The following is a 15,190-nucleotide window of genomic DNA, read 5'->3' as shown; positions in this document are numbered from 1 at the left end:
TGTGCCCCCGCCGTGAAGCTGTGCATCCCCCATGAATGCGCCTGGATTGTTGGCAATTTTGTTCGCACCGGCGCTACGTTCACCGACGCAAGCCCACAATCCAAAGGAGTCGAACTGTGAAGCACCGGGCAGTCAAGCGCAGGAGCGTCGTCATGGGGATCGGAGCCACCGCGGGCGTCGCGGCGGTCGGGGGCATCGCCCTCAGCGCCCAGGCGTCGGACGACACCTCTACGGCATCCTCGTCGGCCTCGGGCTCCCTGGTCTTCGACCCCGACGGCTACAAGAAGCTGACGACCACCATCACCGACGCCGACGGCACCGACCACGAGGTGACGTACCACTTCTGGAAGGCGATCACGTACGTCGCCAAGCCGGTCGACGAGACCTATCAGTGCCTGAACGTCAGCGTCCCGGTCGAAATCGACGGTACGGCCGTGGACGCGTCGAACGCGCCCGTCCTCCTCGCCAACTCGGTCGGCGGCTACATGCCCTCGTCCGTGGCGGAGGCCACCGGTGTGGGCGGGGGCGGGACGACCGGGATGCCGGGCGGGGGCGCGAGCGCCTCTCCCAGTGCCTCGGCGTCCGCCGGCGGGGAGGTGCAGTCCGGCGGCAACGCGATGGTGAACGCCCGCGGCGAGATGGTCAGCCTGCCGAAGCTGGCGCTGGCCGCCGGGTACGTCGTCGTCGAGCCGGGTGCCCGCGGCCGTACGCTCAAGAACGCCGAGGGCGAGTACTACGGCACCGCGCCCGCGGCGATCGTCGACCTGAAGGCCGCCGTCCGTTACGTCCGCGCCAACAAGGGCCGCATCCCGGGCAACACCGACCGCATCGTCTCCTCCGGCACCAGCGCCGGCGGCGCCCTGTCGTCGCTGCTCGGCGCGTCCGGCGACAGCAGGCTGTACGACAAGTACCTCAAGGAACTCGGCGCGGCCGACGCCTCCGACGCCATCTTCGCCACCGGCGCCTGGTGCCCGATCACCGACCTGGAGCACGCCGACGGCGCCTACGAGTGGAACTGGGGCACCAACACCCTGGGCGGCGGAAGCCAGGTCGACCAGACGGTGTCGAAGGAACTCAAGGCGCAGTTCGCCGAGTACCAGGCCGCCCTGAAGCTGAGGGGCCTGAACGGCTTCGGCCTCCTCACCGCCCGCAACTACGACGAGTACCTCGTCAGGCAGTACATGCAGCCGTCGGCCACCACCTACCTCAAGGCCCTGTCGGACTCCGAGCGCGCGACCTACCTGGCCGCCAACACCTTCATCACCTGGGACGGCAAGAAGGCCATCTTCACCTGGGACGATTTCCTCACCCACGTGGGCGCCCGCAAGAAGGACGCGCCCTCCTTCGACGCCTTCGACCTGTCGACGGGCGAGAACAACCTGTTCGGCACCGGTACCACGCAGGCCAGGCACTTCACGGCGTACGGTCAGCGGAACGACACCACGGGACTGAGCGGCAAGCGGCTCGACAGCGACATCCCCGAGAAGCTGCGGCTGATGAACCCGATGTACTTCCTCGTCGAGAAGGCCAATCCCCAGCGCGCCAAGCACTGGTGGATCCGGCTCGGCACCAAGGACACCGACACCTCGCACACCGTCTCCGCCAACATCGCCGCCGCGGCGGCGGGCCTCGGCGACGAGGTGAACCACCTCTACTACTGGGACGAGGGCCACGGCGCGAACACCGATCCCGGCGACTTCATCACTTGGATCGCGAAGGTGACGGGCTACACGGGTTACACGGGTTACTAGGGGAGGTCCGCCAAGAAGTAGTCCTCACCTCCGCCGATCGCACACAACCGATCTCCCTACGCCACAAGCCCCACCCACTCCTCCCCCACCCGTGATCGATCCGCAACCAATTCCGGTCTTGACCGAGACCCATCAACCCGGCATGTGGTTACGCTCCGGACCATGCCCGACTCCACAGCGCCCACCAACGAAGAGGACCCGAAGGCCGCACGGCCTCAAGCCGTGCAGGTCCCGCGGCAGAAGGGCAGCCGCACCGCGCGGCAGGCGCCGCCCGCCGATCGGCCCGTCTACGTCATCGGCGCCGGGCCCGGTGGACTCGCCGCCGCCCATGCCCTGCGGGCCCGCGGCATTCGGGCCGTCGTGCTGGAGAAGTCCGACAGCGTAGGTGCCTCCTGGCGACGGCACTACGACCGGCTGCATCTGCACACCACCCGGCGCCTGTCCGCCCTGCCCGGACTGCCGATGCCGCGCCGGTTCGGGCGGTGGGTGTCCCGGGACGACGTCGTGCGGTATCTGGAGAAGTACGCCGAGCACCACGAGCTGGAGATCGTCACCGGCGTCGAGGTCTCCCGCGTCGAACGCGCACCCGACGGGACCGGCTGGCTGCTGCACGCCACCGGCGGCCGTCGGCTGACCGGCGGCGCGGTCGTCGTCGCCACCGGCTACAACCACACCCCGCGCATCCCGGACTGGCCCGGCCGCGACACCTACACCGGCGAGCTCCTGCACGCCTCCGCCTACCGCAACCCCGCCCCCTACGCCGGCCGGGACGTCCTGGTCGTCGGCGTCGGCAACACCGGCGCGGAGATCGCCGTCGACCTCGTCGAGGGCGGGGCGTCGCACGTACGGCTCTCGGTGCGCACCGCGCCGCACATCGTCCGCCGCTCCACCGCCGGCTGGGCCGCCCAGTACACCGGCGTCCTCGTCCGCCGTCTCCCGGTCGGCCTGGTCGACCGGCTCGCCCGGCCGATGGCCAAGGTCAGCGTGCCCGACCTCGCCGAGCACGGCCTGCCCCGCCCCGACACCGGCCTGTACAGCAGGGTCACCGAGGGCTCGATCCCGGTCCAGGACGTCGGCCTCATCGACGCGGTCCGCAAGGGCAAGGTGGAGATCGTGGCCGCGGTGGACGCCTTCGACGGCGACAAGGTCGTCCTGGCCGACGGCGACCGCATCGGCCCCGACGCGGTCATCGCGGCCACCGGCTATGTCCGCGCCCTCGATCCCCTCCTCGGCCACCTCGACGTCCTCGACAGCCGCGGCAAACCCGTCACGCACGGCGCCCGCACCCCGAAAAACGCCCCCGACCTGTACTTCACGGGCTTCACCAACCCCATCAGCGGCATGCTCCGCGAACTCGCCATCGACGCGGAGAAGATCGCCAGAGCCGTCGCCCGAAGAAGCGCCGACCGGGTGTCCCGCCTCCCAGGCTGACCAACAGCCCCGCGCCCGCACCAATTCCGCCCGCACGACCATTTCCTGACCCTGCGTCAGTTCAGTAATCTGACAGGGCGTCAGTTAATAACGCCGTCACACGGAAGCGGGCGGACCGATGCTTGGATCAACCCACGGCACCCTCACCACCGACGCCCGCCGGGCCCGGGTCATCGCCTGCGGCGACGGGCGGCCCGGCCCCGCCGTCCACGGCCGTGCGGCCGACGTGGACGACGTCGACGTCAGCGGCCGCCCGCTGTACGCCGACGTCCCCGACCTGGACCGCTTCTTCCGACCCGAGTCCGTCGCCGTGATCGGCGCCTCGGACGCCGAGGGACGCCCGAACACCGGCATCACGCGGCAGCTGATCACCTGGGCCGAGCGGGTCGGCGCGCGGCTGCACCCGGTGCACCCCACCCGTCGGTCCGTCTTCGGCCTACCCTGCGCCCCCTCCGTCGCCGATCTGCCCGAACAGGTCGATCTCGCCGTACTGCTGGTCGCCGACCCCCTCCCCGTCGTCGAGGAACTCGCCGAGGCCAAGGTCAGGTTCGCGGTGGCGTTCGCCTCCGGTTTCGCGGAGACCGGCGAGGAGGGCGCCGCCGCGCAGGCCCGACTCGCCGCCGCCGTCCGCCGCTCCGGCCTGCGCCTCCTGGGGCCGAACACCAACCTGAACGCCTTCGAGGGCTTCCGCGACGACCTGGACGGACCGGCGATCGCGCTCATCACCCAGTCCGGCCACCAGGGCCGCCCCGTCTTCGCCCTCCAGGAACTCGGCATCCGCCTCTCGCACTGGGCGCCCACCGGCAACGAGGCCGACCTGGAGAGCGCCGACTTCATCTCCTACTTCGCCGAACGCCCCGAGGTCGGCGCCATCGCCGCCTACGTCGAGGGCCTGAAGGACGGCCGCTCCTTCCTCCTCGCCGCCGACCGGGCCGCCCGGCGCAAGGTGCCGGTGGTCGCGGTCAAGGTGGGCCGCACGGAGACCGGCGCCCGTACGGCCGCCTCCCACACCGGCAAGCTGACCGGAGCGGACGCGGTGGTGGACGCGGCGATGCGGCAGTACGGCGTGATCCGGGTCGACGGGCTCGACGAACTCCAGGACACCGCCGCCCTGTTGGCCCGCGCCCGGCCGCCGCGCGCCGACGGTGTGGTCGTCTATTCGATCTCGGGCGGCACGGGCGCGCACGTCGCCGACCTGGCGACCGCGGCGGGACTGCGGCTGCCGGTGCTGTCCGAGGCCCGGCAGACCGAGCTGCACCAGTGGATCCCGCCGTATCTGAGCGTGGCCAACCCGGTCGACAACGGCGGTCACCCGGTGGGCGACTGGCGGGGCCGGAAGATCATCGACGCGATCCTCGCCGACCCGGAGGTCGGGGTGCTGATCTGCCCGATCACCGGTCCCTTCCCGCCGCTCAGCGACCGGCTCGTGCGGGACCTGGTGGACGCGGCGGAGCAGACGGACAAGCTGGTGTGCGTGGTGTGGGGCTCGCCGGTCGGCACCGAGCCGGCGTACCGGGAGGTGCTGCTCGGCTCCTCGCGCGTGGCGACCTTCCGCACGGTGGGCAACTGCCTCACCGCCGTCCGCGCCTACCTCTCCCACCACCGCTTCGTCAGCTCCTACCGCTCCCCCTTCGACGACGCCCCGCGCACGCCCTCGCCCTCCTTCCGCAAGGCGCGCGAGCTGATGCGCCCAGGACAGCAGCTGAGCGAGCACGCGGCCAAGCAGCTGCTGCGGGCGTACGGCATCCGGGTGCCGCGCGAACAGCTGGTGACCAGCGCGGCGGCGGCCGTGCGGGCGGCGGGGCTGGTCGGCTACCCGGTGGTGATGAAGGCGTCCGGCGCCCAGCTCGCCCACAAGACCGAACTGGGCCTGGTGAAGATCGGCCTGACCTCGGCCGCCCAGGTCCGCGACGCCTACCGCGAACTGACCGACATCGCCCGCTACGAGGGCGTCCCGCTGGACGGCGTCCTGGTCTGCCAGATGGTCGAGCAGGGCGTCGAGATGGTCGTCGGCATCACCCACGACGATCTCTTCGGCCCGACCGTGACGGTGGGGCTCGGCGGAGTGCTCGTCGAGGTGCTGCGGGACACCGCCGTCTGCGTGCCGCCGTTCGGCGAGGAGCAGGCCCGCGACGCGCTCGCCGCCCTGCGCGGACGCGCACTTCTCGACGGCGTCCGCGGCCGCCCCCCGTCCGACCTGGACGCCCTGGTCGAGGTCGTCCTCCGCGTCCAGCGCATGGCCCTGGAACTCGGCGACCAGCTCGCGGAACTGGACATCAACCCACTGATGATCCTGCCCCAGGGACAGGGGGCGGTGGCGCTGGACGCGTTGGCGGTGTGCAGCTGAGTCGAACATGCGCCATTCCCCCCGTACTTAGGCATACCAAGAAGAGCCGGAGAATTCCGTGGAGCCGGAAAAGTCCGCTGAGTCAGTGATACGGCACACCACTGACAATCACGTCTCACGCATCGCCCTCAACCGCCCCGAAGCCCTCAACGCCCTCACCCCCGACCTGCGCGACCAGCTGATCGCCCTGCTCGCCGATGCCTCCGCCGACCCGGACGTACGAGCCGTCGTCCTCACCGGTACCGGGCGCGGTTTCTGTGCGGGCGCCGACCTGCGGGGCGGGGCGGTGGGCGGGGAGCGGATCGCCGGTGACGTGGCGCGTACGCTCCGGATCGGCGCCCAGCGGCTGATCGCCGCCGTCCTCGACTGCGAGAAGCCCGTCATCGCCGCCGTGAACGGCACGGCGGCCGGCCTCGGCGCTCACCTCGCGTTCGCCTGCGACCTCGTACTCGCCGCGGAATCGGCCAAGTTCATCGAGGTGTTCGTACGCCGGGCCCTCGTGCCGGACGGCGGCGGCGCGTACCTTCTCCCGCGCCTGATCGGCCCGCAGCGCGCCAAGGAGCTGATGTTCTTCGGCGACGCCCTCTCCGCCGCCGACGCCGAACGCCTCGGCCTGGTCAACCGGGTCGTACCGGACGGTGAGTTGAACAAGACGGCCGCCGAGTGGGCCACACGCCTCGCCGCCGCTCCCACCCGCGCCCTCGCCCTCACCAAGCAGCTCGTCAACGCCTCCCTCGACACCGACCGCGCCGCCGCCTTCGCCGCCGAGGCCGCCGCCCAGGAGATCAACATGACGACGGAGGACGCCCGCGAGGGCCTGGCGAGTTTCGTGGAGCGCAGGAGTCCTGAGTACCGGGGGCGGTGAGGGCGGCCGTCAGTCCCGCGTCAGGATCCACACCTCGGGCGCGTCCAGGTCACCGAACGCCACGAACAGCTCCGGCTCCCGCTCCGTGCCGCTGATCGTCCAGTACGTCTGCTGCCCGCACCGCTCGCCGTCGAGTCGTACGACCACACCGTCCCGCTGCTCGGGGCCCTCCACGCTGTCGAAGTCGTGGCGGCCCTCCGTGTCGAGGAACCACGTGCCGGTGCCGTCGCAGATCACGAAATCCCGCTCGCCGCCGAAGACTTCGGGTTCGGCGGGCACGTTGACGAGCTCGGCCCGACCGCCCGCTTCCAGCCGCAGCACCGCCCCGTCCCAGCCCCGCCAGACCCCCGTCAGCTGCCCGGCGGACAGCTTCGGAGGCTCGTACTCCTCGACGAGTCCGACGGCCTTGACCAGGCCCGCGGCACCGGCGGCCAGCACGCACAGCCCGAAACAGCCGAGGCAGCCGCTCCCCCACAGGCCCAGCACCCCCCACTTCCGGCCGGTGACGCGGGCGCGGCGGCGGGCGTACGCGACGCCGAGCACGGGGAGCGCACCCAGCGCCGCGAACCACACGGCCGTCGCCGTGAACGACCAGCCCCACAGCACCGCGGGCAGCACCGCCCAACCGGCACCGAGCAGCGCGACGTACAGCAGGTGCCAGGCCCAGCCGGGCCCCCGGAACCGTTCGGCCGACGGATGCGCCGGCAGAGCCGCCGGGGCGATCTGCACGACCGTATGCACCAGGCCGAGGAGCGGCAGCACGAGCGGCGCGACGAGGAACATGCAGCCCAGGCCCAGGGGCGAGAAGCCGCCGCCGTACGAGTCCTGTCCGATGTCGGTGAGCCACCACAGCAGCCAGGCTCCCGGCAACTGCGCCGCACACACCGCCACGGCCACCGTCCGGTCCGCCTTCGTCCAGCTCAGCCAGGTACGGCGCAGCGCGCGGCCGATCGCTCCCCACCCCATGAGGCGGAGCGTACGCCGGGGTCTCGTGGGGTCTGCCACACCCCTTCCTATCTGACGATCCGTCAGTTTCAATGGGGGCGTGATGGGACAAGCAGGGACAGCCGAAGCCGCCGTCCGCTACCTCAGGGCGACCGGGAGCCACGGTCCGGTCGAGGCGCTGCCGCGCCCGGAGTTGCGGTGTGTCCGGGAGGACGAGCGGGCGCCGGTGGACCCGCAGGAGTTCCGCCGCGTCCTCGGGACCTTCGCCACCGGCGTCACGGTCATCACCGCCCCCGCCGCCGACGGCCCGGCCGGTTTCGCCTGCCAGTCCTTCTCCTCCCTCTCCCTCGACCCACCCCTCGTCGCCTTCATGGTCGGCCGTACGTCGACGACCTGGCCGCGCATCGCCCACGCCGGGGTGTTCTGCGTCAACGTCCTGAGCGCCGGGCAGGCCGGGCTGTGCCGGGGTTTCGCGGTGAGCGGCGGGGACAAGTTCGCGGGGGTCGCGTACGACACCGCGCCCGTCTCCGGCTCGCCCCGCCTCGCGGGCACGCTCGCCTGGATCGACTGCACGATCCACGCGGTGCACACGGGCGGGGATCACCTCATCGTGGTGGGGCGGGTGACGACGCTGGGCGTGGGCGACAGCGCGGACGGGGCCCCTCTGCTGTTCCACAAGGGGCGATTCCTCTGAGGCCCTCCGCGGCTAGGGCATGGCCAGCTCGGCCCAGATGGTCTTCCCGGACGAGGTGTACCGCGTGCCCCAGCGCTGGGACACCTGGGCGACCAGGAACAGGCCGCGGCCTCCCTCGTCGTCCCGACGCGCTCGCCGCAGGTGAGGTGCGGTGTGCACTTGGTCGGACACCTCGCACAGCAGGGAGCGGTCCCTGATCAGCCTCAGCATGACCGGCCCGGTGGCGTACCGGATGCTGTTGGTGACCAGCTCACTCACCACGAGTGCGGCGGTGGACGACAGTTCGGACAGGCCCCAGGTGTCCAGTTGGCGCTCGGTGACTTTGCGGGCGTGCGCCACCATGGCCGGGTCGGACGGCAGCTCCAGGTCCGCCACATGGTCGGCGTCGAGCCGCCGGGTGCGGACGAGGAGCAGCGTGGCGTCGTCCGCCTGTGGTCCGGGCGGCAGGGTCGACAGCGCCCGGTCACACAGTTCCTCCAGTGGGCACCGCTGCCAGGTGAGCACATGGGCGAGGCGGTCGATCCCGGTGTCGATGTCGGTACGCCGGTCCTCCACGACGCCGTCGGTGAAGAACGCCACGACGCTGCCGTTGGACAGGCTCAGCTCCACGTTCTCGTAGGGCAGGCTGCCCAGCCCCAGGGGCGGTCCCGGCGCCAGCGCGGACAGGGCCACCGAGCCGCTCGCATCGGCCACGATCGGCGGGGGATGGCCCGCACTCGCCCAGACGCAGCGGCCGCCGACAGGATCGTAGATCGCGTACAGGCAGGTCACCCCGAGCCCCTCGCGACCCATCCCGTCATCCGCGTGGGGTTCGGAGTCCTGCGCGACCAGGCCGTCCAGCCGGGTGAGCAGCTCGGCCGGGTCCAGATCCAGCAGGGCCAGGGTCCGTACGGTGGCGCGCAGTCGGCCCATGGTCGCGGCCGCGTGCACGCCGTGGCCCACCACGTCGCCGACCGTCAGGCCCACTCTGGCACCGGACAGCGGGATCAGGTCGAACCAGTCGCCGCCCACGCCCACCCGGCTGTCGGCGGGCAGGTAGCGGTACGCCACGTCGACCGCGTTCTGCTGGGGCAGGTGCTGGGGCAGCAGGCTTCGCTGCAGTACCAGGGCCGCCGCATGCTGGCTGGTGTAACGGCGGGCGTTGTCGATGCCTACGGCGGCCCGCTCGGCCAGTTCCACGGCGAGCGTCTGCTCCTCGGACCCGAAGGGGTCGGGGTTGCTGCTGCGCCGGAAGGTGGCGAGGCCCAGGACCGCGTCGCGGGTGAGCAGCGGGACGAAGAGGCAGGAGTGCGGGGCGGCCGATCCCGTCTCACCCGGCGCCTCGGGCGGGGAGGCGTCGACGACGGGACGGCTGGTGGCCAGACTCAGAGCCTGCGGTGACGAGGGTGGGTAGGAGACGGGACTGGTCCGGAAGTCCTCCGGGGTCCGGCCGTGCATCCGCAGCAGATTGTGCGCCGGCGCCGAGCCCGTCGGCGGCTGCCGACCCTCGATGACCGCCGGCGGCAGGTCCACCTGCACCTCGTCGGCCAGCTGCGGTACCGCCACGTCGGCGAGCTCCGCCGCTGTGCGACGCACGTCCAGCGAGGCGCCGATGCGCTTTCCCGCCCGCACCAGCAGCGACAGTCGTTCCTGGGCGCGGTAGCGGTCGGTGATGTCCTGGGACTCCTCGAACAGCCCCAGCGGTTCGCCCCGGGCGTCCACCAGCCGGTGGTACGAGCAGGACCAGACGTGCTCACGCACCGGGTCGGCGGGGGCGCGCCCGCGGTAGTGCATGCCCGTGATCGGTTCCCCCGTCGCCATCACGTGGTCCATCACCTGGTCCTCGTCCGGGGGGTGGTGGCGGGAGATGAACTCGCCCTCGGGGAAGAGGTCCGAGGCCGGTCGGCCGATGTACTGGGCGACCCCCGCGAGCTCCAGATCGGTGGAGACGTTCCCCCAGACGACGCGCTTGTCGGTGTCGAAGATCGTCAGGCCCACGGAGGACTCGGTCGCCAGTCCCTGCAGCATCGCCAGCTGCGCTTCCCAGCCGCGCAGCACCTCCAGGTCGGCCGCGACCACGACGGTCGCGGCGACGCCCTGGCTCACGAGCGGGCTGAAGGTCACGGCCGCGCGCAGTGCGCGTCCGTCCCGGCAGCACAGGTCCAGGACGGTGCTGCGGGGCTTGTGCGCCTTGCACAGGGCGGACAGCCGCTGCCCGGGGGTCGCCGCCAGCAGCCGGGCGGCCGACTTGCCGAGCACATCCTCGGGTGGGTGTCCGAGGAGTCGCTGGGCCGAGGGTCCCCACCCGGAAATACGGCCGTCGGCGTCCAGTACTGCGGCGGCGGCCTTGGAGAGGTCCAGAGGGCTGTGGAAATCGACGTTGGCAGCATTCGGAAAACGATCCATGACACCGCTTCCCTCCGTGCACCCTCAGCATCCCGTGCCGCACGACGGACGACAACCGGACTCAACCGCCCTGACCGCCTCAGGCGTGCACAGCCCCCGGAGTACCCGCCCCCCGCCGGATCACCAACGCCATCAGCGCCGCCGCCGCGCACAGTGCCCCGGAGGCGTACCAGACCACGTCGTACGAGCCGAAAGCATCGCGCGCGACCCCGCCCAGGAAGGCCACCGCCGCCGCCCCGACCTGGTGCGACGCCAGCACCCAGCCGAACACGATCGCGCTGTCCTGCCCGTACTGCTCCCGGCACAGCGCCATGGTGGGCGGCACGGTGGCGACCCAGTCGAGGCCGTAGAAGACGATGAAGAAGATCATCGGGGGGTGCACGCCGGGCGCGAGCAGCATCGGCAGGAACAGCAGTGAGATGCCCCGCAGCGCGTAGTACACCGCCAGCAGCCGCCGCGCGTCGTAACGGTCGGTGAACCAGCCGGAGGCCACCGTGCCGACGACGTCGAACACCCCGATGACCGCGAGCAGCGAGGCCGCCGCCGTGATCGGCATGCCGTGGTCGTGGGCGGCGGGCACGAAGTGGGTCTGGATCAGGCCGTTCGTGGAGGCGCCGCAGATCGCGAACGTCCCGGCCAGCAGCCAGAACGGCCCCGTCCGCACGGCCGACAGGAGCACGGTCACCGCCCGCCGCGCCGCGCCCGGCACGGGATCCGGCTTCGCAACGAACTCCTTCGCGCCGTACGGCTTCAGGCCCACGTCCGCCGGATGGTCCCGCAGCAGCAGCCACACGAACGGCACCACCGCGAAGGCCGCGAGGGCCACCGTGACGGCGGCCGGGCGCCAGCTGTGGTTCGCCACGATCCAGGACAGCACCGGCAGGAAGATCAGCTGCCCGGACGCCGAGGCGGCGGTGAGGATGCCGGTCACCAGGCCGCGCCGCTCGGTGAACCAGCGGTTGGTGACGGTCGCCGCGAAGGCCAGCGCCATCGAGCCGGTGCCCAGTCCGACCAGCAGGCCCCAGCACAGCAGCAGTTGCCAGGGCGAGGTCATCCACACCGTCACGCCCGAGCCGATCGCGATCACCGTCAGCGCGCCCGCGACCACCCGCCGGATGCCGAAGCGGTCCATCAGCGCGGCGGCGAAGGGCGCGGTCAGGCCGTACAGGGCGAGATTGATGGAGACCGCCGCGCCGATCGTGCCGCGCGACCAGCCGAACTCCTCGTTCAGCGGGTCGATCATCAGCCCCGGCAGGGAACGGAAGGCGGCCGCGCCGATGATCGTCACGAAGGTGACGGCGGCGACGAACCACGCACGGTGGATGCGCGGACGACGCGGCTCCGGCTCCTGGACGACTGCGGCGGCATCGCTTGTCTGGGTCACGTCATAGAGCCTGCTGTCCGGAAACGATCACATCCAGTGACCCGAGGGACAGCATTCGTTAGGATCGGGCCATGGATCGAGTCACGGATACGGCCACGCCGCCCTTCCGCCCCCACCGTGTCGTCGTCCTCGCGCTCGACGGCCTGCTCCCCTTCGAGCTGGGCATCCCGCACCGGATCTTCGGCCGCCCCAAGGACGCCCTGGGGCGGCACCTGTACGAGGTCGTCACCTGCTCGGTCCGGCCACCGGGCCCCGTCGAAACCGACGCCGACTTCTCCCTCCACGTCGAAAACGGCCCCGAAACCCTCGCCACCGCCGACACGGTGATCATCCCGGCGTCGTACGAACTCGGCCCCGTGCACGAGGAGGGCGTCCTGACCGACGAATTGGCCGCCGCGCTCGCCCACATCCGGCCGGGCACCCGCCTCGCCTCCATCTGCACCGGCGTGTACGTCCTCGCCGCCGCCGGCCACCTGGACGGCCGCCCGGCGACCACGCACTGGTCCGACGCCGACCGCCTCCAGCGGCTCTTCCCGCGCATCAAGGTCGACCCGGACGTGCTGTTCATCGACGACGGCGACATCCTGACCTCGGCGGGCGTCGCGGCCGGCATCGACCTGTGCCTGCACATCGTGCGCCGCGACCACGGCACGGCGGTCGCCAACGACGTGGCCCGGCGTACCGTCGTACCGCCCCATCGCGACGGCGGCCAGGCGCAGTACATCCAGCGGCCCGTGCCCGATCCGCAGCAGGCCTCCACGACCACCGCGCGCGCGTGGGCGCTCGGCCGGCTGCACGAGCCGATCCAGCTGCGGGACATGGCCGCGCAGGAGTCCATGTCGGTGCGCACGTTCACGCGCCGGTTCCGCGAGGAGGTCGGCGTCAGCCCCGGTCAGTGGCTCACCCAGCAGCGCGTCGAACGGGCCCGCCACCTGCTGGAGTCCACCGACCTGTCCGTCGACCAGGTGGCCCACGACGCCGGCTTCGGCACCGCCCAGTCGATGCGCCAGCACCTCCAGGCGGCGCTCGGGGTGACGCCGACGGCGTACCGGCGGACGTTCCGGGCCGGGGACACGGACGTGGTCCATCCCGTCAGAACGTGAGCACCGCCCGCGCCACCCGCCCCGCCTCCGCGTCCGCCCGCGCCTTGTCGAAGTCCTCGATCGGGTAGGTCGCGCTCACCAGTTCGTCGAGGAGGAGGCGGCCCTGCCGGTACAGCTCGGCGTACAGGGCGATGTCCCGCTGGGGGCGCGAGGAGCCGTAGCGGCAGCCGAGGACGGACTTGTCCAGGTACATCGACGACACCCGGAAGGACGCCTCGGCCGTGGCCGGCGGGACGCCGAGCAGGATCGCCTGGCCGTGCCGGTCCAGCGCGTCGATCGCCTGCCGGATCAGCTCCACCCGCCCGACGCACTCGAAGGCGTGGTCCACACCGGTCGGCAGCAGCTCCCGCACGCCGTCCGTCGACGTCAGGAAGTCGGTCGCCCCGAACTGCCGGGCCACCGCCTCCTTCGCCGGGTTGCTGTCCACCGCCACGATCCGCAGGGCGCCCGCGAGCCGCGCGCCCTGGAGGACGTTCAGCCCGATGCCGCCCGTGCCGATCACCAGGACGCTGTCACCCCGGTCCACCCGCGCCCGGTTCAGCACCGCGCCCACGCCGGTCAGCACCCCGCACCCGATGAGCGCGGCGGACGTCAGCGGGATGTCCGTGGGGATACGCACCGCCTGCACGGCCTTCACCACGGTCCGTTCCGCGAAGACCGACGTCGAGGCGAACTGGTGCACTGACAGGCCGTCCCGCGTGAAGGGCCGCCCCGGCCGCCCGATCGCCCGCCGGCACATCGTCGGCCGCCCCCGGTCGCACTCGGCGCAGGTGCCGCAGTTGGCGAGCGTGGACAGGGACACATGGTCGCCGGGCGCGACATGCGTGACGCCCTCCCCCACCGCCTCCACCACACCCGCGCCCTCATGTCCCAGCACCACAGGAACTGGGAAAGGTATGGTCCCGTCCACCACCGACAGATCGCTGTGGCACAGCCCCGCCGCCGCCAGCGCCACCCGCACCTCACCGGCCCCGGGATCCCGCACCTCCAGGTCGTCCACGACCTCGACCCGCTTCCCGTCGAAGACCACACCCCTCATCACGACGCTCCCTTGGGTTCCCTCGGCAGACCGAGCACGCGCTCGGCGATGATCGTGCGCTGGATCTGGTCCGAACCGCCGTAGATCGTGTCGGCCCGGCTGAAGAGGAACAGCCGCTGGAAGTCGTCCAGTTCGTACGGCGCCGACGCCGACCACCCCTGCGACCCGACCCCCGCCACCGCACCGCGCACCCGCATCGCCAGCTCCCCGAGCCGCTGATGCCAGCCACCCCACAGCAGCTTCGCCACACTCGACGCCCCCACCTCGGCCGCCGAACCGCCCAGCGTCCGCAGCGCGTTCCACCGCATCACCCGCAACTCGGCCCACTGCCGCACCAGCCGCTCCCGTACGACGGGATCGCCCACCGCCCCCGAGTCGACCGCGGCCCGCACCACCCGCCCCAACTCGGCGGCGAAACCCACCTGCTGGGCCAGCGTGGACACCCCCCGCTCGAACCCGAGCAGACTCATCGCGACCCGCCAGCCACCGCCCTCTTGCCCCACGACATGCTCCACGCGCGCGCGTGCGCCGTCGAAGAACACCTCGTTGAAGTCGCTGGTACCCGTCAGCTGCCGGATGGGCCGCACCTCGATGCGCCCCGGCTGGTCCATGGGCACGAGAAGGAACGTCAGCCCGTGCTGCCGAGTCGACCTGGAGTCCGTACGGGCAAGGACGAAACACCAGTCCGCCTCATGAGCGAGGGAGGTCCAGATCTTCTGCCCGGTGACCCGGTACGTTCCGTCCGAGCCGAGCTCGGCTCTCGTCCGCACCCCCGCGAGATCCGACCCCGCACCAGGTTCGCTGTACCCCTGACACCACAACTCGTCCCCGGCGGCGATGGGCGGCAGGAAACGGGCCTTCTGCTCCTCGGTGCCGTGCGCGATGAGGGTGGGCGCCAGCAGATTCTCCCCGATGTGCCCGGAGCGCGGCGGCGCGCCCGACCGCGCGTACTCCTCGGCCCAGACGACCTGTTGAGTGAGAGTGGCGGTTCGGTTCCCGTAACCGGACTCGGGCCAACCCAGCCCTATCCAGCCGGCTTTCCCCAGGGTGCGTTCCCATGACCGGCGATCCTGAGTGCCGTCAGCGTGCTCGCTGAGCCACGCCCGCGCTTCCGCACGAAACACCTCGTCCTCAGCGGTAAACCCGAACTCCACGGGGCCCTCCTCACAATCCCGGTCAAGCACAGTGCCCTAAGGGGCGCGGGGCTGTGCCGATATGCGGCTCCGCCGCGTGGGCGCGACCAGCC

The 15,190-nt window shown here is 71.8% G+C and carries 11 protein-coding genes; 6 read left to right on the top strand and 5 right to left on the bottom strand.

What is annotated here, in order from left to right:
• Nucleotides 1–152: 152 nt before the first annotated feature.
• From I2W78_RS22210 to I2W78_RS22195, 4 genes are all read left to right on the top strand, one after another.
• Nucleotides 153–1,751 (top strand): subtype B tannase, encoded by a 1,599-nt coding sequence (locus I2W78_RS22210; RefSeq protein WP_196462022.1) that lies wholly within the window; start codon nt 153–155, stop codon nt 1,749–1,751.
• Nucleotides 1,752–1,913: 162 nt separating this feature from the next.
• Nucleotides 1,914–3,182: a flavin-containing monooxygenase gene (locus tag I2W78_RS22205; RefSeq protein ID WP_196462021.1), complete on the top strand. Its 1,269-nt coding sequence runs from the start codon at nt 1,914–1,916 to the stop codon at nt 3,180–3,182.
• Nucleotides 3,183–3,300: 118 nt separating this feature from the next.
• Nucleotides 3,301–5,529, top strand: coding sequence for an acetate--CoA ligase family protein (locus tag I2W78_RS22200; RefSeq protein WP_196462020.1), 2,229 nt, complete (start codon nt 3,301–3,303; stop codon nt 5,527–5,529).
• A gap of 85 nt (nt 5,530–5,614) precedes the next feature.
• Complete coding sequence (locus I2W78_RS22195; RefSeq protein WP_307783733.1) at nt 5,615–6,394, top strand: enoyl-CoA hydratase/isomerase family protein; 780 nt, start codon at nt 5,615–5,617, stop codon at nt 6,392–6,394.
• A gap of 9 nt (nt 6,395–6,403) precedes the next feature.
• On the opposite strand, the gene I2W78_RS22190 is transcribed toward I2W78_RS22195, so the two are convergent.
• Nucleotides 6,404–7,360, bottom strand: a complete 957-nt coding sequence (locus I2W78_RS22190) for a hypothetical protein (RefSeq protein WP_230885546.1) — start codon at nt 7,358–7,360, stop codon at nt 6,404–6,406.
• 82 nt (nt 7,361–7,442) lie between these two features.
• Between I2W78_RS22190 and I2W78_RS22185 the strand changes: the two genes are divergently transcribed.
• The gene (locus I2W78_RS22185; RefSeq protein ID WP_196462018.1) at nt 7,443–8,033 is read left to right on the top strand and encodes a flavin reductase family protein; all 591 of its coding nucleotides are present in this window, start codon (nt 7,443–7,445) and stop codon (nt 8,031–8,033) included.
• Nucleotides 8,034–8,045: 12 nt separating this feature from the next.
• Here the strand turns inward: I2W78_RS22185 and I2W78_RS22180 are convergent, their stop codons facing one another.
• Entirely contained in the window at nt 8,046–10,418 is a 2,373-nt protein-coding gene (locus I2W78_RS22180; RefSeq protein ID WP_196462017.1) for a SpoIIE family protein phosphatase, read from the bottom strand.
• 79 nt (nt 10,419–10,497) lie between these two features.
• Complete coding sequence (locus I2W78_RS22175; RefSeq protein WP_196462016.1) at nt 10,498–11,802, bottom strand: MFS transporter; 1,305 nt, start codon at nt 11,800–11,802, stop codon at nt 10,498–10,500.
• A gap of 71 nt (nt 11,803–11,873) precedes the next feature.
• Between I2W78_RS22175 and I2W78_RS22170 the strand changes: the two genes are divergently transcribed.
• Nucleotides 11,874–12,905, top strand: a complete 1,032-nt coding sequence (locus I2W78_RS22170; RefSeq protein ID WP_196462015.1) for a GlxA family transcriptional regulator — start codon at nt 11,874–11,876, stop codon at nt 12,903–12,905.
• On the opposite strand, the gene I2W78_RS22165 is transcribed toward I2W78_RS22170, so the two are convergent.
• Both I2W78_RS22165 and I2W78_RS22160 read right to left on the bottom strand, forming a co-directional pair.
• Complete coding sequence (locus I2W78_RS22165; protein ID WP_196462014.1) at nt 12,895–13,944, bottom strand: Zn-dependent alcohol dehydrogenase; 1,050 nt, start codon at nt 13,942–13,944, stop codon at nt 12,895–12,897. The genes I2W78_RS22170 and I2W78_RS22165 overlap by 11 nt on opposite strands.
• Nucleotides 13,944–15,098, bottom strand: coding sequence for an acyl-CoA dehydrogenase family protein (locus I2W78_RS22160; RefSeq protein ID WP_196462013.1), 1,155 nt, complete (start codon nt 15,096–15,098; stop codon nt 13,944–13,946). The genes I2W78_RS22165 and I2W78_RS22160 overlap by 1 nt, the downstream gene beginning before the upstream one ends.
• Nucleotides 15,099–15,190: the final 92 nt, after the last annotated feature.

Source organism: Streptomyces spinoverrucosus (genome assembly GCF_015712165.1).
GTDB classification, from domain to species: domain Bacteria; phylum Actinomycetota; class Actinomycetes; order Streptomycetales; family Streptomycetaceae; genus Streptomyces; species Streptomyces spinoverrucosus_A.
The sequence above is the reverse complement of the archived record's forward strand: the minus strand, read 5'-3'. Positions and strand labels throughout refer to the sequence as shown.